At 59.2% G+C, this 12,935-nt stretch carries 16 protein-coding genes; 7 read left to right on the forward strand and 9 right to left on the reverse strand.

What is annotated here, in order from left to right; genetic code table 11:
• The 6 genes from AC1DF3_RS35550 to AC1DF3_RS35575 form a co-directional block, all read right to left on the reverse strand.
• Positions 1 to 530 (reverse strand): tripartite tricarboxylate transporter permease (locus AC1DF3_RS35550; RefSeq protein ID WP_478142592.1); only part of this gene is annotated, 530 nt, incomplete at its 3' end.
• 2 nt (positions 531 to 532) lie between these two features.
• Positions 533 to 958: a tripartite tricarboxylate transporter TctB family protein gene (locus AC1DF3_RS35555; RefSeq protein WP_478142593.1), complete on the reverse strand. Its 426-nt coding sequence runs from the start codon at positions 956 to 958 to the stop codon at positions 533 to 535.
• 304 nt (positions 959 to 1,262) lie between these two features.
• Positions 1,263 to 1,988: a DUF1028 domain-containing protein gene (locus AC1DF3_RS35560; RefSeq protein WP_478142594.1), complete on the reverse strand. Its 726-nt coding sequence runs from the start codon at positions 1,986 to 1,988 to the stop codon at positions 1,263 to 1,265.
• Between the two features lie 33 nt (positions 1,989 to 2,021).
• The gene (locus AC1DF3_RS35565) at positions 2,022 to 3,005 is read right to left on the reverse strand and encodes a Bug family tripartite tricarboxylate transporter substrate binding protein (RefSeq protein WP_478142595.1); all 984 of its coding nucleotides are present in this window, start codon (positions 3,003 to 3,005) and stop codon (positions 2,022 to 2,024) included.
• Between the two features lie 64 nt (positions 3,006 to 3,069).
• Positions 3,070 to 3,789: a DUF1028 domain-containing protein gene (locus AC1DF3_RS35570; RefSeq protein ID WP_478142596.1), complete on the reverse strand. Its 720-nt coding sequence runs from the start codon at positions 3,787 to 3,789 to the stop codon at positions 3,070 to 3,072.
• A gap of 53 nt (positions 3,790 to 3,842) precedes the next feature.
• Positions 3,843 to 4,829, reverse strand: coding sequence for a Bug family tripartite tricarboxylate transporter substrate binding protein (locus AC1DF3_RS35575; RefSeq protein WP_478142597.1), 987 nt, complete (start codon positions 4,827 to 4,829; stop codon positions 3,843 to 3,845).
• 127 nt (positions 4,830 to 4,956) lie between these two features.
• Here AC1DF3_RS35575 and AC1DF3_RS35580 point away from each other — a divergent pair, with 127 nt between their 5' ends.
• Entirely contained in the window at positions 4,957 to 5,877 is a 921-nt protein-coding gene (locus AC1DF3_RS35580) for a LysR family transcriptional regulator (protein WP_478142598.1), read from the forward strand.
• Between the two features lie 201 nt (positions 5,878 to 6,078).
• On the opposite strand, the gene AC1DF3_RS35585 is transcribed toward AC1DF3_RS35580, so the two are convergent.
• Positions 6,079 to 6,978, reverse strand: a complete 900-nt coding sequence (locus AC1DF3_RS35585) for a LysR family transcriptional regulator (RefSeq protein WP_478142599.1) — start codon at positions 6,976 to 6,978, stop codon at positions 6,079 to 6,081.
• Positions 6,979 to 7,126: 148 nt separating this feature from the next.
• Between AC1DF3_RS35585 and AC1DF3_RS35590 the strand changes: the two genes are divergently transcribed.
• Complete coding sequence (locus AC1DF3_RS35590) at positions 7,127 to 8,074, forward strand: aromatic alcohol reductase (RefSeq protein ID WP_478142600.1); 948 nt, start codon at positions 7,127 to 7,129, stop codon at positions 8,072 to 8,074.
• Positions 8,075 to 8,126: 52 nt separating this feature from the next.
• Here AC1DF3_RS35590 and AC1DF3_RS35595 read toward each other — a convergent pair whose 3' ends face one another.
• Together AC1DF3_RS35595 and AC1DF3_RS35600 are read right to left on the reverse strand one after the other, a co-directional pair.
• Positions 8,127 to 9,167: an LLM class flavin-dependent oxidoreductase gene (locus AC1DF3_RS35595; RefSeq protein WP_478142601.1), complete on the reverse strand. Its 1,041-nt coding sequence runs from the start codon at positions 9,165 to 9,167 to the stop codon at positions 8,127 to 8,129.
• 66 nt (positions 9,168 to 9,233) lie between these two features.
• On the reverse strand, positions 9,234 to 9,656 hold the full coding sequence (locus AC1DF3_RS35600; protein WP_478142607.1) for a DoxX family protein: 423 nt from the start codon (positions 9,654 to 9,656) through the stop codon (positions 9,234 to 9,236).
• A gap of 117 nt (positions 9,657 to 9,773) precedes the next feature.
• Here AC1DF3_RS35600 and AC1DF3_RS35605 point away from each other — a divergent pair, with 117 nt between their 5' ends.
• The 5 genes from AC1DF3_RS35605 to AC1DF3_RS35625 form a co-directional block, all read left to right on the forward strand.
• Complete coding sequence (locus AC1DF3_RS35605) at positions 9,774 to 10,742, forward strand: LysR family transcriptional regulator (protein WP_478142602.1); 969 nt, start codon at positions 9,774 to 9,776, stop codon at positions 10,740 to 10,742.
• 44 nt (positions 10,743 to 10,786) lie between these two features.
• Positions 10,787 to 11,140 (forward strand): SDR family NAD(P)-dependent oxidoreductase, encoded by a 354-nt coding sequence (locus AC1DF3_RS35610; RefSeq protein WP_478142603.1) that lies wholly within the window; start codon positions 10,787 to 10,789, stop codon positions 11,138 to 11,140.
• A gap of 83 nt (positions 11,141 to 11,223) precedes the next feature.
• Positions 11,224 to 11,325 (forward strand): SDR family oxidoreductase, encoded by a 102-nt coding sequence (locus tag AC1DF3_RS35615; protein ID WP_478142604.1) that lies wholly within the window; start codon positions 11,224 to 11,226, stop codon positions 11,323 to 11,325.
• Between the two features lie 172 nt (positions 11,326 to 11,497).
• Positions 11,498 to 12,355 carry an SMP-30/gluconolactonase/LRE family protein gene (locus AC1DF3_RS35620; protein WP_478142605.1) on the forward strand — a complete coding sequence of 286 codons (858 nt, stop codon included), beginning with the start codon at positions 11,498 to 11,500 and terminating at the stop codon, positions 12,353 to 12,355.
• Positions 12,356 to 12,669: 314 nt separating this feature from the next.
• On the forward strand, positions 12,670 to 12,935 hold a 266-nt coding region (locus AC1DF3_RS35625), incomplete at its 3' end, for a transposase (protein ID WP_478142606.1).

Below are 12,935 nucleotides of genomic sequence, written 5' to 3' on the forward strand. Positions count from 1 at the left end.
AGCACGCCGATCATGCACATGGCCAGCCCGTTGAGCAGGCTGCCGGTGGTGACGAAGCTCACGCACACGAAGCCGACCAGCATCATGGCGACGTAGTCGGCGGGCCCGAACAGGAAGGCCACCTCGCCCAGCATCGGCGCCAGGAAGGTCAGCACCAGGATGGCGACCGTGCCGCCTATGAAGCTCGAGAAGCCCGCCGTGAACAGCGCCAGGCCGGTCTTGCCCTTGAGCGTCATCGCATAGCCGTCGATACAGGCCACGATGCTGCTGGCGTGCGGGATCTTCATCGTGATCGCACTCACGCTGTCGCCGTACTGCGCACCGTAGTAGATGCCGGCCAGCATGATGAGCGCACCGGTGGTCGGGATCGAATAGGTCAGCGGCAGCAAGAGGCTGATGGTGGCCAGCGGGCCCAGGCCGGGCAGCAGGCCGACCAGCGTGCCCACCGTGCAGCCGATGGCGCAGTACATCAGGTTCGAGAGAGTCAGGGCGTGGGAAAACCCAAACGCCAGGTTGTTCAGGGCTTCCATGATCAGTAGAGCGGCAGGTTCAGGCCGAGAAGTTTCTGGAGAGCCAGGGCCATCGCGACCAGCCCGAGGGAGACCTTGACGTTGCGCACCCATGAATAGGTGGATTTGCCGGCCAAGGCGGAGAAGAACACCATGAAGACGATCCCGGCGATCATGTTCACGAAGGTCGAGATCAGCGCCAGGCCGCAGAGGCTGCCCAGGATGATCGCGATGTTCCTGAAGTTGATGCTGAGCCGAATGTGCTCGACGAAGAACGAGCGGATCACGGTCGCGGCGCCGATCACGAGCAGGATGCCGCTCACCATGGCGGGAAACAATCCCGGCCCCGCGCGGCTGAAGTCACCAATGGGATATCGCAGCGCCTGCAGGCCGAAGGCCAGTGCGATCGCCACGAGGAACAGGCCTCTGACAAGGTTTCTATCTTTCATACGCTCACGAAGTGCTGTGATTCGAGGGCGCCCGCAACACGTGAAAATGGCGCGGGCGTGTCTTCGTCCGAAAGCCTTTGCCCGGACGCGGTGAAGCTCTTTTTGCAAACCGAGCGGAATCTGACGCGACCACAAGGGAAACTACGCACCGCTTGTGTACATTGGCGCCGTCAGTCACCGCGCGCGGGCGGGCCGCGCACCCAAACTAGCGAAGTTCCCGAAGACTGAGGTCAGGTATTTCGGTCGATTGCGCGCAAGGCGTTCGGAGAGCCGACACAGGAGGCCAGCAGTTGTTGAAGTCTGATCACTTCAACGTTTCCTGGAGCTGAGCATCAGTCAGGTTTTCGCGCTCCCATGCCAACTGCGTCGGGCAGCTGGTGGGATCTACCTCGCGTTCTTCGTAATAGGGCTGATACAGCTTGTACAGGCTGTAAATCCGGCGCAGTTCCTCCACTGCGGTTCTGTGCATGTCGACGCGCAAGTCCCATGCCGCGTAGCTCTTGCGGTCCATCACGACTACGCAGGCCGATCGCTCGGGCAAATGGCGGTCGTTGGCGGTCTGGCCGCCTGCATCCCTGCCGGACTCCAACGTGCTGATGAGGCGTTCGACTAGTGGCTGGGCCGGGTCTTCGTTGAACTTTGCCTCCATCGCCTTGAGCACGTGTTCGCCTGCCAGCACGTTGCCGAAGACGGTGTAGTCCGTCCCTGTCTTGTCTCCGGCCCACCCCGTAACGCGTGCGCCCGTGTGAACCACGCCCACTCCGTCGCGCGTCAACACCGCGATCTGCCGGAGGCTCTCGTGGATGTCGTCCTCGACCAGGGCAGCAAGCACGCTCTTGCTGGACCACCCCTGCTGCAGCAGGCTCTGCGCCAGTGGCGCATTGGACCTGCGTCCGTTGGCCTGGGACATTGCCACGCCATACGCGTTGTGTGCTCCTTGGGTGAAAGAGCCAAAGGCAACCGAGTATGTCGCGACGGCGACGCCGATCTGGTGAGTCCGGGGGCAGCGCCCGATTACTGTGTAGGTCATGATGAATTTCTTGTCAGTGGAAGAGATACATGCTCAGTCAAGGCGAATGTTGTTGCGCTTCACGACCGCTCCCCACTCGTCGTAATCCTTGGCAAGGAATGAACGAAACTGGACCTGCGTTCCGCCTACGGGAATCAAGCCGAGTTCGATCGCGTTCTTTTGGAATTCGCTCGATGCGACGATCTTCTGCAATGCTGTCGACAAGCGATCCAGTGTTTCCGGAGGAGTGCCACGTGGCGCCAGGATGCCGTTCCATGAATGCAACTGGTTGCCGGGCAAGACCTCCGACAGGACGGGAACACCAGGCAGACTCGACATACGCTCATTTGCGGACACTGCCAGCGCTCGCAGCTTGCCTCCTTTGATCTGAGGAATGGCGGCGGCCGATGCTTCCATCGAAAAGTCCACGTCTCCACTCATGACGGAAAGCATGCCCCCATCCTTGTACGGGATGGCCGTCATGGCTACGCCCGCCTTCTGCACCAGCTGAAGGGCAGCAATATGGCTTGGCGTGCCATCTCCGTATGTCGCGTAGTTCAGCTTGCCCGGTTCCCGTTTGGCGGCTTGCAACAACTCATCAACCGACTTGTACGGGGAATTTGCGCGCACGATCATCACGAAAGGCACTTCCACGACATGGATCACCGGGACCAGATCAGAAGCCTTGTACGGCAGCTTGGTAAAAATATGTGGATTGAGCGAGACCGACGGAGCAGCGGTGTACAGAAGCGTATATCCATCGGCGGGAGCCTTGGCCACAATATCCGTCCCAATGATCTGGCTAGCCCCGGGCCTGTTGTCAACGACGACCGGCTGTCCAAGATCCTTGCCGAGGCGCTCTGCAATGAATCGGGCCGTGACATCCGGCGAAGCTCCTGCAGGCCAGGGGACGACCAGCCGCACTGGCTTTGTTGGAAACGGCGTCTGGGCAAAGACGGTTCCGGACAAAAGTGTTGCAGCCGCGAGTACAAGCGTGGTTCGGCGTGAAACGGCCGAGCGGAAAGAGTTGATGCTCATATTTGACTCCACAACAGGTTAAAAAATTGCGATCAACATCGTGGTGACGTCGATCGGATGACGGTCAGGCCAAGTGCGCCGGCGGCTTTCCGTACTCGCGTTCGATACCGCGCTCCTTGAGCCAGTCCTTGTGCCGGGGCATGACCGACGGGTCATCGACCAGCGCCTCGTAGAACTCCACCAGCGGCATGTACCAATCGACGATCCGCCGCAGTTCCGCGATCGGCTCGGACGCATGGTCGCAGCGCAGATCGAGTCGCGCCGTGCCCTTGCGGCCAAACGTCTTGATGGCCGCCGAGGTCTGGCCCTCCAATTGGCCGCCGGCATCGCGGCCACCTTCGATGGCGCGCAGCAGGCGATCGTCGAAACTTGCGGCGCGGTTTTTCTCCCATGCGTCGCAGATCCCGTCGATGGTCTTCTCGCCGGCGAGCACGTTGCCGAAGGCAATGAAATCGGAGCCGATGCGGTGCCCCGCCCATTCATAGTTCTTCTTGCCCGTGAAGACGGCCATCCCGCCGCGCGCATCGAGGACGCCGACCTGCCTGTATTCCCAGTATTTGTCCATCTGCTCCATGTCGATGAGCACCTTTTGGGCCGAATATCCTCTTTCGAGCAAGCCCAGCGCCACCTTACCCAACCGAGGTTCCACGGACGATTGATAAGAGAGCACACCAGCTTGCGCTGATCCGAAAGGCGCAATCCAACCGACCGCCGGCGAAAAGCTCGAGATGCAGAGACCGAAATCACCCGACTGCTTGTCGCGCGCGATAATAGTGAACGTCATGACTAAAACTCCATTGTCTGAATTGGTAACAATTGGCTTTTCATTTGGCTGAATCAGTCGAGGCGGATGCCGTTTCGTTTCACGACGGCTCCCCAGGTCTCGAAATCCTTGGCCAGGAACGAACGAAACTCCGCCGGCGTTCCGCCAGCAGGAATCAATCCAAGTTCGAGCAGGTACTGCCGAAACTCGCTCGATGCCGCGATCTTCTGCAGGGGCACCGACAAGCGATCCACGACTTCCGTGGGAGTGCCACGCGGCGCCAGAATTCCGTTCCACGAATACAACTGGCTGCCGGGAAAGCTCTCAGATAGGGCGGGGATGCCAGGCAAACTCGGCATGCGTCCATTTGCGGACACTGCCAACGGGCGCAGCTTGCCTCCCTTGATCTGAGGGATGGCATCGGCCGATGCGACGAACGACCAATCCACGATTCCACTCATGACGTCCAAGATGCCACCATCTTTGTATGGAACGTGCGTCATGGTTGCACCCGTCTTCTGCAACAGTTCCAGCATTGCGACATGGTTTGGCGTACCCTCGCCATGTGACGAGTAGGTCAGCTTGCCTGGCTGCTGCTTGGCGGCCTGCAACACCTCATCGACCGACTTGTACGGGGAACTCGTGCGAACGCTGAGCACAAAGGGAACGTCCACCAGGTGGATGATCGGCACGAAGTCGGAAGGCTTGTACGGCAGTTTGGCAAACAAGTGCGGGTTGAGAGAGATCGCCGGGGCTGTGCCGTAGAAGAGCGTATAGCCGTCCGCGGGAGCCTTGGCCACTATCTCCGCGCCGATGATCGAGCTCGCCCCCGGCTTGTTGTCTACGATTACCGGCTGCCCAAGGTCCCTGCTCAGGCGCTCTGCAACGAATCGGGCCGACACGTCCGGCGAAGATCCTGCAGGCGTCGCGACGACCAGCCTGATAGGCTTCGTCGGGTAAGTTGTCTGGCCGAAGACCGATCCGCTCAGAAGTGTTGCGGCCGCGAGTACAGACACGGCGCGGCGGGAAAGAACTGCGCTGAAACGATTGATGCTGCTCATGCTTGCTCCAAAGTGGGCGGTTGGGACAGAAATGTCGGTGTACCGAACCGGCGAGCCAAACTTTATAATTTCAGCAATCGAACGGAAACCGCAAAGATCGGAATTCACATTTCCTAGAATCGAAAAAATGGATCGATTTACTGAGCTGTCGCTCTTCATCCAGGTTGCCGAACGTGGGAGTCTTAGCAAGGCCGCCGAGGCGTTGGGCTTGTCCAATCCGGCCGCGAGCCGCACCTTGGCTTCGCTCGAGAACCGCGTGAAGGTGCGGCTCGTGGAGCGGAACACGCGTCGCCTTTACCTGACTCGGGAGGGCCAGGAGTTCCTCGAACGTGCGCGGCACATCCTCAGTGAGTTGGAAGACGCGGAATCAGCGCTCCAAAGCGCTACGCTCAATCCTTCGGGCGTTCTACGAGTAAGCGCCTCGCTGTCCTTCGCGATGCAAGTCATCGCGCCTCGTCTGCCACGCTTCCACCAGCTGTACCCCCAGCTACGGGTACACATAGAAACTGCGAACAGGTACTTGGACATCATCGAAAACGGGATCGATGTCGCAATCCGCACACGAGAGCTGGAGCCGGACAGCACCATTACGATTCGCCGCTTGGGGATGACACGGAGGTTCCTCGCGGCATCTCCGGCATACCTTGCCAACCAAGGCGTACCGCAACATCCGTGCGAGCTTCCGATGCACGCGCTTCTGCTATACGTCTATGCGAAGAATCCGTATGAGCTGAGTTTCTCCCGCGGCGCGCAGCGGGAGTCAGTGACGGTTCATGGGCTGCTCGAGTCGAACGATGGTCAAGTGCTCAGGGCAGCCGCACTGAACGGACATGGAATACTCGTGCAGCCCAGCTACATCCTCTATGACGATGTTGTTGCCGGTCGCTTGGTGCCCGTACTGGACGAGTGGGAGTTGCCACAGCTCACGATCAATATCGCCTACCCCAGCCGCAAGCACTTGTCTGCGAAGGTTCGCTCGTTCATCAACTTCATGGTTGATGAATTTGCCGCCCATGAATACGAGCGGAAGTGGACCGGACGGATGTGACGATTAGGCCCTGCTGAAGAGCCAACTGCTGCTCCGCGTCCCAGCTCCGCCCAGGGCGGCCGCACTCGGAACCAGTCCTTACGCTCCATCTGCCAGGCTTCCAGGCAATCGCTGCTTCAGGGGAAGGGCACTCGCTTTCTCCATGGCCGGCCGAAGACATGTCCGCTTCTCTGTAAATTTCTAGTTTCGACTGACAACTGATCACTTCAACTCGGCGTTGCTGAACAGCTCGGTCGTCCAGTCGGTGAACGCTCGCATGGCCGGAGAGAGAAAGCTGTGATGGGGGTAGAGAAGTGATACCGGCACCGGCTCCGGCCGCATATCGGCCAGCACCTCGACCAATTCTCCGGCCTTCAAATGGTCCGTCACCAGAATCTCTGGTAACTGCATCAAACCGAAGCCGTCGAGGCATAGCTTTATGTACAGCCCAGTCTCGTTGACCGCTACCGTGCCGGGGACCGGAACGGCGATGCTGACTCCGTCCTCGACGAAACGCAGTTCGCTGCCCCGCCGCGTCGTGCTGGAAAAGTAGTGGACCGCCCTGTGTCGTTGTAAATCCTCCAGAACCTCGGGAATGCCTTTTTCATCCAAGTAGGACGGCGCCGCGCAGGTGATCCACCGCAACTCGCCCAAACGTCGTGCAACCAGCGTCGAGTCATTGAGACTCCCGGTACGGATGACGCAGTCGACGCCCTCCTGGATCAAATCCACCTGACGATCATTGACGCCGATCGCCAGGTAGATGTCCGGGTACCGTCGCTGGAACTGCCGCAACTGCGGCAGGATCAATGCATGTGCAATGCCGCCCGGCATATCCACGCGCAGTCGCCCTTGCGGACGCTCGGCAGATCGCAGACTGGATTCCGTGTCGTCGATCAGGTCAAGTATTTCGCGGCAGCCGTAAAGGTACCGCTCACCTTCTGGCGTCAGGCTGAGATTTCTGGTGGAACGGTTCAGCAAGCGTGTCTGCAAGTGCTTTTCGAGCCTCTTGATGATGCTGGTGACCGATGATGCCGGTAAGCCCAGGCTCTCTGCTGCGCGCACAAAACTCCCGCATTCGACCACGCGAACGAATACCTGCATTGCTTGTACGCGATCCATGTCTTGTCCTGATAGCGGCAAAGCAAACGGTACCACGACCCAACATTGTTCGGATTTTCTGAATGTGGAAAACGTCCGGGGCTGCTTTTTCCGCGTTGATGCCCTCGCTACAGTGCATGCGCATCAACACTTACATGAGAAGTCAACAATGTCCGATCCTAATGCTACGTCTCGAAACATTCTGGTGCTAGGTGCCGGGGAACTCGGCCTCCCGGTGCTGCGCAATCTTGCGCGCCACGCGAAGGACGTGGACAGTGCGAAGATCAGCGTGCTGCTGCGCGCAAGTGCCGTTGAGTCCAGTGCACCAGGCAAGCGACGTGATATCGCGGAGATTCGAGGTCTTGGGATCGAAATCGTCATAGGTGATCTTGTGAAGAGCTCCATCGATGAGCTCGCCGTTGTATTCGCGCAATATGACACAGTCATCGGTTGCGCGGGCTATGCAGCCGGAATCGACACGCCAATGAAGTTGGCGCGAGCCGCCTTACAGGCGCGAATCCCGAGGTACTTCCCATGGCAGTTTGGAGTCAATTTTGACGTGATCGGTCGCGGCAGTCCCCAGGACATCTTCGACGCACAGTTGGACGTGCGCGAGTTGCTGCGCAGCCAGCACCAGACTGAGTGGGTCATCATCTCGACCGGCATGTTCATGAGCTACCTGTTCGAGCCGGAATTCGGTGTTCTTGACCTGCAAAACGACGCAGTCCACGCCCTGGGAAGCCTCGACACCGCTGTGACCCTGACGACTCCAGACGATATCGGAGCGCTGACTTCCGAGATCGTGTTCGCCAAACCCCGTATCCGGAACGAGATCGTGTATCTGGCGGGCGACACCGTGACTTATGGGGAGGTCGCCGACAAGCTGCAGGCGGCCCTCGGCCGCCCCTTCAGCCGTTCGGAGTGGAGCGAGCAGTATTTGCTGGACGAGCTGGCGCGCGACCCACACGACATGATGCGTAAGTATCGTGCGGCCTTTGCTCAAGGGCGAGGTGTCGCATGGGACAAGAGTGGGACGTTCAATCAACACCGCGCCATTCCGGTCACCGACGTCGCATCATGGATCAGCTCGAACCTCACTTCGGGTCGCAGCGAGTAGGCTGAGTTCGACCATGAAGGCAAGCCGTGCGTATGCCTCTCCAGACCTGATTTCAGTATCCCCGCCGGGCTAAACCACGCTTGACAATGGGCAGCACTTCGCCCGCTAAGAGCTCAATGACCTGGGCCACCTTGGCGAACGGCAAACCTCCTATGTCGATCTGGGCAAGGAACCGGTCGTGACCGAACAGTTCATGCTCGTAAAGTATCTTGTCGGCAATCTCTTGTGGACTTCCTACGAAGAGGCACCCGTGTGGACTGGCCAGCTTGGCATAGTCCGCGCCCGATATCTGCCAGCCGCGGTCGCGTTGCGGTAGGTTGTGCCGCATGTAATGCGCATAGTGCGGAAAGAATTCCTCGCGTGCACGTTGCGAATCCCTTTGAACGTGCAGGTGGCCTGAAATAGCGACCTTGAGCGTCTCAGGCGCATTGCCGGCAGAGACGCCGGTACTCCTATAGAGCTCGATGAACTGCTTAAAGTGCGCTGGTTCGCCGCCGATATTCGCAAGATTCAACGGCAATCCCAGTCGTCCAGCCCGCACTGCACTTTGCGGCGTTCCTCCAGCGCCTATCCATATCGGCAAGGCTTCTGATACGGGTCTCGGGGCGACGTCAAGGCCGTCCAATGGCGGTCGAAAGTCCCCTTGCCACGTGATTTTCTCCGTCTGCCGCAACTTTAAAAGCAAGTCCAGTTTCTCGCTGTAAAGCCTCTCATAGTCCTCCAGCCGACACCCGAATAGTGGAAAGGACTCTATGAAGGCTCCACGTCCTGCCATCAGTTCTGCGCGGCCGCCCGAAAGAAGGTCCAACGTTGCAAAGTCCTCGAAGACACGAACAGGATCTGCCGAACTCAAGATGGTAGCGGCGCTGGTGAGACGAATGGTATGAGTCACCGACGCAATTGCACCCAGCACCACGGTATGCGCAGACACGGCGTAGTCAGAGCGATGATGTTCACCCACGCCAAAGACGTGCAAGCCGGCTTGGTCGGCGAGCTTGGCAGCTTCGACTATCTCCTTGAGGCGCTGCAGGGATGCCGCGGGACCGCGAGCATCCGCGGGAAGATCACCGAAGGTATATATGCCAAGTTCCAAGATCCCGATCCCTGTGATTCTCGACGTCTGTCAAGAACGATGGTTGATTCATCAAGTCTTAGACGCCTACGCTCTCTCGGTCGGAAGGCTGGCAAGGGACCGCCGAACGGCAAATGCCCCGTCGCCCATCAAGGCTACTGCCAAGAGGCTCACGATCCAGAGCGCGAGATACTCCCAGCCGCCGTTGGGATTGTTGAAGAAGAATCCCGCCGGGCCATGTACCGTGATGATGGCACCCAGAAGAATCGGCGCCAGGGCAAGAGCAGCGACCCTGCTGTGGAAGCCCAGAATCAACGCCACCGCTCCTAGCACTTCAATAACGATGGTTACATAGGCAAGCCACGCAGGAAGACCGATGCTGCCAAAGAACTGTGCGGTTCCCGCCGGAGTGAATACGAATACCTTGAGCCATGCATGCGCCAAGAAGAGCAACCCGAGAGTCAGTCGCAAGATGAAAAGTCCGTAGGGCGCGGTGCGAGAGTCGATCATGTTTAATAGTCCGATGGTCAGCGCCTTCGGCACCGAACGCGCTGATCCTTCGTTTGAAGTATTGATAAGGCATTGTTGCGCTTTACGTCTGCCAAAGAAACCGGCAAAGTTTGGTCAATGACTATCGAAAAATTTGAGCGTGTTTCCGACGGCTTCTCGTTGGACCAAGTCCGGGTCTTTCTGGCCGTGGTCGATGCCGGCAGCTTCTCAGGGGCGGCGAGGAAGCTGAAACGCGCTCAATCGGCGATCACTTACGCCGTTCAGAAGCTTGAAGAGCAGTTTGACATCAACGTTTTCGATCGCACCGCCTATCGGCCGGTGCTGACACCAGCGGGCCAGGCCCTTGTCCCACGGGCTCGTCGAATTGCGCGCGAGGTGGGCGCCTTTCGCGCGCAGGCGAAAGGACTCGCGGTGGGAGTCGAAGCCGAGGTGTCCCTCACTGTGGATGGCATGTTTCCGATGGACCGGTTGCTTGAGGTCATGCGCCAATTCAAGGAGGCGTGGCCCCAGGTGTCTCCCCGGGTCATGGTCGAGAATCTGGGGGCCGCGGCCGAGCGAGTGCTGAACGGCAGTTCAAGCGTCGGGATCCTTTCCTCAGTGGTGTGCGAAGCTCCAGCTTTCGAGCGTCGGATCGCGGCGCAAGTGCGTCTGCTGCATGTCGTTGCGCCTCACCACCCTTTGGCGACATTCAAGTCGGAAGTCCCGCTAGCCGCTATTCATGAACATGTCCAGCTGGTGTTGACCGATCGTTCGCAGATGTTGTCGGGCCATGACTTTGGTGTTGTATCGACGCAGACGTGGCGTCTTAGCGACCTTGGCGCCAAGCATGCGATGCTGCTCGCCGGCTTTGGATGGGGCGGGATGCCCGAGCATCTGGTCGCAGCTGATCTCGCGGAGGGGCGTCTGGTGCGAATCTTTCCGCCCGGCGTGGAAGACGCCAAAACTCTCACCATGTATATGGTCCATCGGGTCGATGCCGCGCTCGGACCAGCCGCGCGATGGCTGGCGGACCGCGTGGCTGCAACGGAGGAACTCCTCCAACGCGGATGCATGGGCGACCGCCTGTTGGCGCCGGCCGAAATTTGACCCACCGGGTCAAAGTTCAACCGGCGCCGACACTCAAAGCTTGGGTGGCAGAGGTCAACGCCGATTTCGGCGGCATCGACATCGTCGTCGCCAATGTCGGTGCGCTCGCCATCTCGCACGACGAAGCCGCCTGGCGCAGCGGGTTCGAGGTGGACTTGATGGGGACGGTCCGTCTGGTGGAGGCGGCCATGCCTTCGCTGGAAAAGAGTGCGCACCCGGCCATGGTCACCATCGCCAGTGTCTCGGCGCGAGAGATCGACTTTGCTTCTGGCCCGTACGGCGCCTTCAAGGCCGCGATCGTGCACTACACACAAGGCTTGGCTTTTCATCTGGCGGGCAAGGGCATCCGCGCCAACTCCGTCTCTCCGGGCAACACATACTTTCCCGGCGGGGTTTAGAATCAGATCGAAACAGGCAATCCGAAGCTGTTCGCAGAGGCCCCTGCATTGAATCCCACAGGGCGAATGGGAACTCCTCAGAAATGGCCAATGCAGCGGTGTTTCTCGCCAGCCCGGCAGCTAGCTTCATTACGGGCACCAACTTGGTAGTCGACGGTGCGCTAACTCGTGGAGTTCAGCTATAAGGTTTGAGTGCGGCGCAAGTCGCATTTTTGCGCGCGTGAACCTTGACCGGGCTGTGTCGGAACGTCCGATCAGGGCCCGTGCCAGGCGCCGGGCGAGTAGGCGGCGCAGAGATGAGCCGCCGCCTCTGTTGAGGCGGCCGGCGATGACCATGTCTGGTGAAAGATTTAACCTATGAATATAGTTGAAGTAGTTGCAAAGGAAATAAGTGAACTGGGTGAATGCCCGGTCTGGTGTGAGCGCACTCACAGCCTCTATTGGATAGACATCGTGGGGCAGAAACTATTTGCGCTCGACTCAGCGACAGAAAATGTCCGAAGTTGGCCCTTGCCAGAGCGTGTGGGTTCGTTTGCATTTACAGAAAACGAAAACGTGCTGTTGCTTGGGCTTGCCTCGCACTTGGTGTTTTTTAATCTGATCGACCATTCCATCACCGCGATTGCTCCTTCACCAGGGAATCCGGAAACGCGCATTGGTGATGGCCGATGTGATCGCGAAGGAAACTTCGTGTTCGGCACCATGGACGAAGCGGAGCAACCTCGGAAGATAGGAGCGTTCTATCGATTGAATGCGGCTTCGCGGCTCATCGAACCGCTCGCCCTCCCAGCCACGGCAATATCCAACGGAATTTGTTTCAGCCCGGATGGAGCCACCTTCTACTTCTGCGACTCAATGCAACAGAAAATTTTCTGCTGCGACTATCCATCGCTAGACAACCAGCGGATATTCGCTGATGTGGTCGGGGGCGGCGCGCCTGACGGTTCCTGCATCGACGCCCAAGGCTTCCTATGGAATGCCGAGTGGGGAGGCGGGCGGTTGGTAAGGTATTCGCCTCAGGGCGTTGTCGATCTCATCGTCCCGGCAGTCGCACAGTCCACCACCTGTCCTGCCATTGGGGGAGTGTCGTATGACACGATGTATTGCACGACCGCGCGAATCGGTTTGGAATCACAAACCGAAGCGGACGGTGCCTTGCTTTGCGCAAAGCTGAATCAAATTCGAGGTTTGCCCGAAACCCGCTTCGCTGGCTGAGGAACGTCCGATCAAGTCGTAGATCGATTTGATCACGAGCCCTGCCAGTCGCGGGCGCAGAACCAATCAGCCACCAGGTTCCTGCTTCATCAAGCGCCGAGCCACTTTCTCCGAGACGCACAAGCACTGCCTGGCTAGGACACGGCAGTGGCCGTAGCGGCAGTGGTTGCGCTCGAAGATTCAGTGATGGTGCGAAGCAACGCAACGGACCTGCAAGGTAAGCGTTGGCTCAAGGCCCTCTGTTCAGATCGCCAGCCGGTGAGCACGATCGTCTGATCGAGCGCGCCTGCGATGGTGTGCATTAAAGAGCGGTAATGCACATCATGAACGATCGAGTCACTCGAGGCGCCCGTGGTCGGCGCGAACACAGCCCGGAACTGAAGCGCGAGTTGGTTGAGCGAAGCCTCTTGCCTGGCGCGTCCGTGTCGGCGATCGCGCTGGACGCCGGCATCAACGCGAATCTTCTGTTCACGTGGCGCCGCGCGCGGCGCAACTCGGCAGGGCAAACCCCGGAGCCGTCAACGCCCGTGCTGCTGCCGGTATCGATCGAGGGGCCGCAAGAAGTCGATGCCGTCGCGCC

This window comes from Variovorax sp. 10N432 (assembly GCF_056394465.1).

Bases quoted from the DNA above. Each gene is read 5' to 3' on its own strand.
- AC1DF3_RS35565 (WP_478142595.1), bottom strand. From the start codon at position 3,005: ATGAGCATCAACTCTTTCCGCTCGGCCGTTTCACGCCGAACCACGCTT.
- AC1DF3_RS35560 (WP_478142594.1), bottom strand. From the start codon at position 1,988: ATGACCTACACAGTAATCGGGCGCTGCCCCCGGACTCACCAGATCGGC.
- AC1DF3_RS35570 (WP_478142596.1), bottom strand. From the start codon at position 3,789: ATGACGTTCACTATTATCGCGCGCGACAAGCAGTCGGGTGATTTCGGT.
- AC1DF3_RS35575 (WP_478142597.1), bottom strand. From the start codon at position 4,829: ATGAGCAGCATCAATCGTTTCAGCGCAGTTCTTTCCCGCCGCGCCGTG.
- AC1DF3_RS35585 (WP_478142599.1), bottom strand. From the start codon at position 6,978: ATGGATCGCGTACAAGCAATGCAGGTATTCGTTCGCGTGGTCGAATGC.
- AC1DF3_RS35580 (WP_478142598.1), top strand. From the start codon at position 4,957: ATGGATCGATTTACTGAGCTGTCGCTCTTCATCCAGGTTGCCGAACGT.
- AC1DF3_RS35600 (WP_478142607.1), bottom strand. From the start codon at position 9,656: ATGATCGACTCTCGCACCGCGCCCTACGGACTTTTCATCTTGCGACTG.
- AC1DF3_RS35615 (WP_478142604.1), top strand. From the start codon at position 11,224: ATGGCCAATGCAGCGGTGTTTCTCGCCAGCCCGGCAGCTAGCTTCATT.
- AC1DF3_RS35605 (WP_478142602.1), top strand. From the start codon at position 9,774: ATGACTATCGAAAAATTTGAGCGTGTTTCCGACGGCTTCTCGTTGGAC.
- AC1DF3_RS35590 (WP_478142600.1), top strand. From the start codon at position 7,127: ATGTCCGATCCTAATGCTACGTCTCGAAACATTCTGGTGCTAGGTGCC.
- AC1DF3_RS35620 (WP_478142605.1), top strand. From the start codon at position 11,498: ATGAATATAGTTGAAGTAGTTGCAAAGGAAATAAGTGAACTGGGTGAA.
- AC1DF3_RS35555 (WP_478142593.1), bottom strand. From the start codon at position 958: ATGAAAGATAGAAACCTTGTCAGAGGCCTGTTCCTCGTGGCGATCGCA.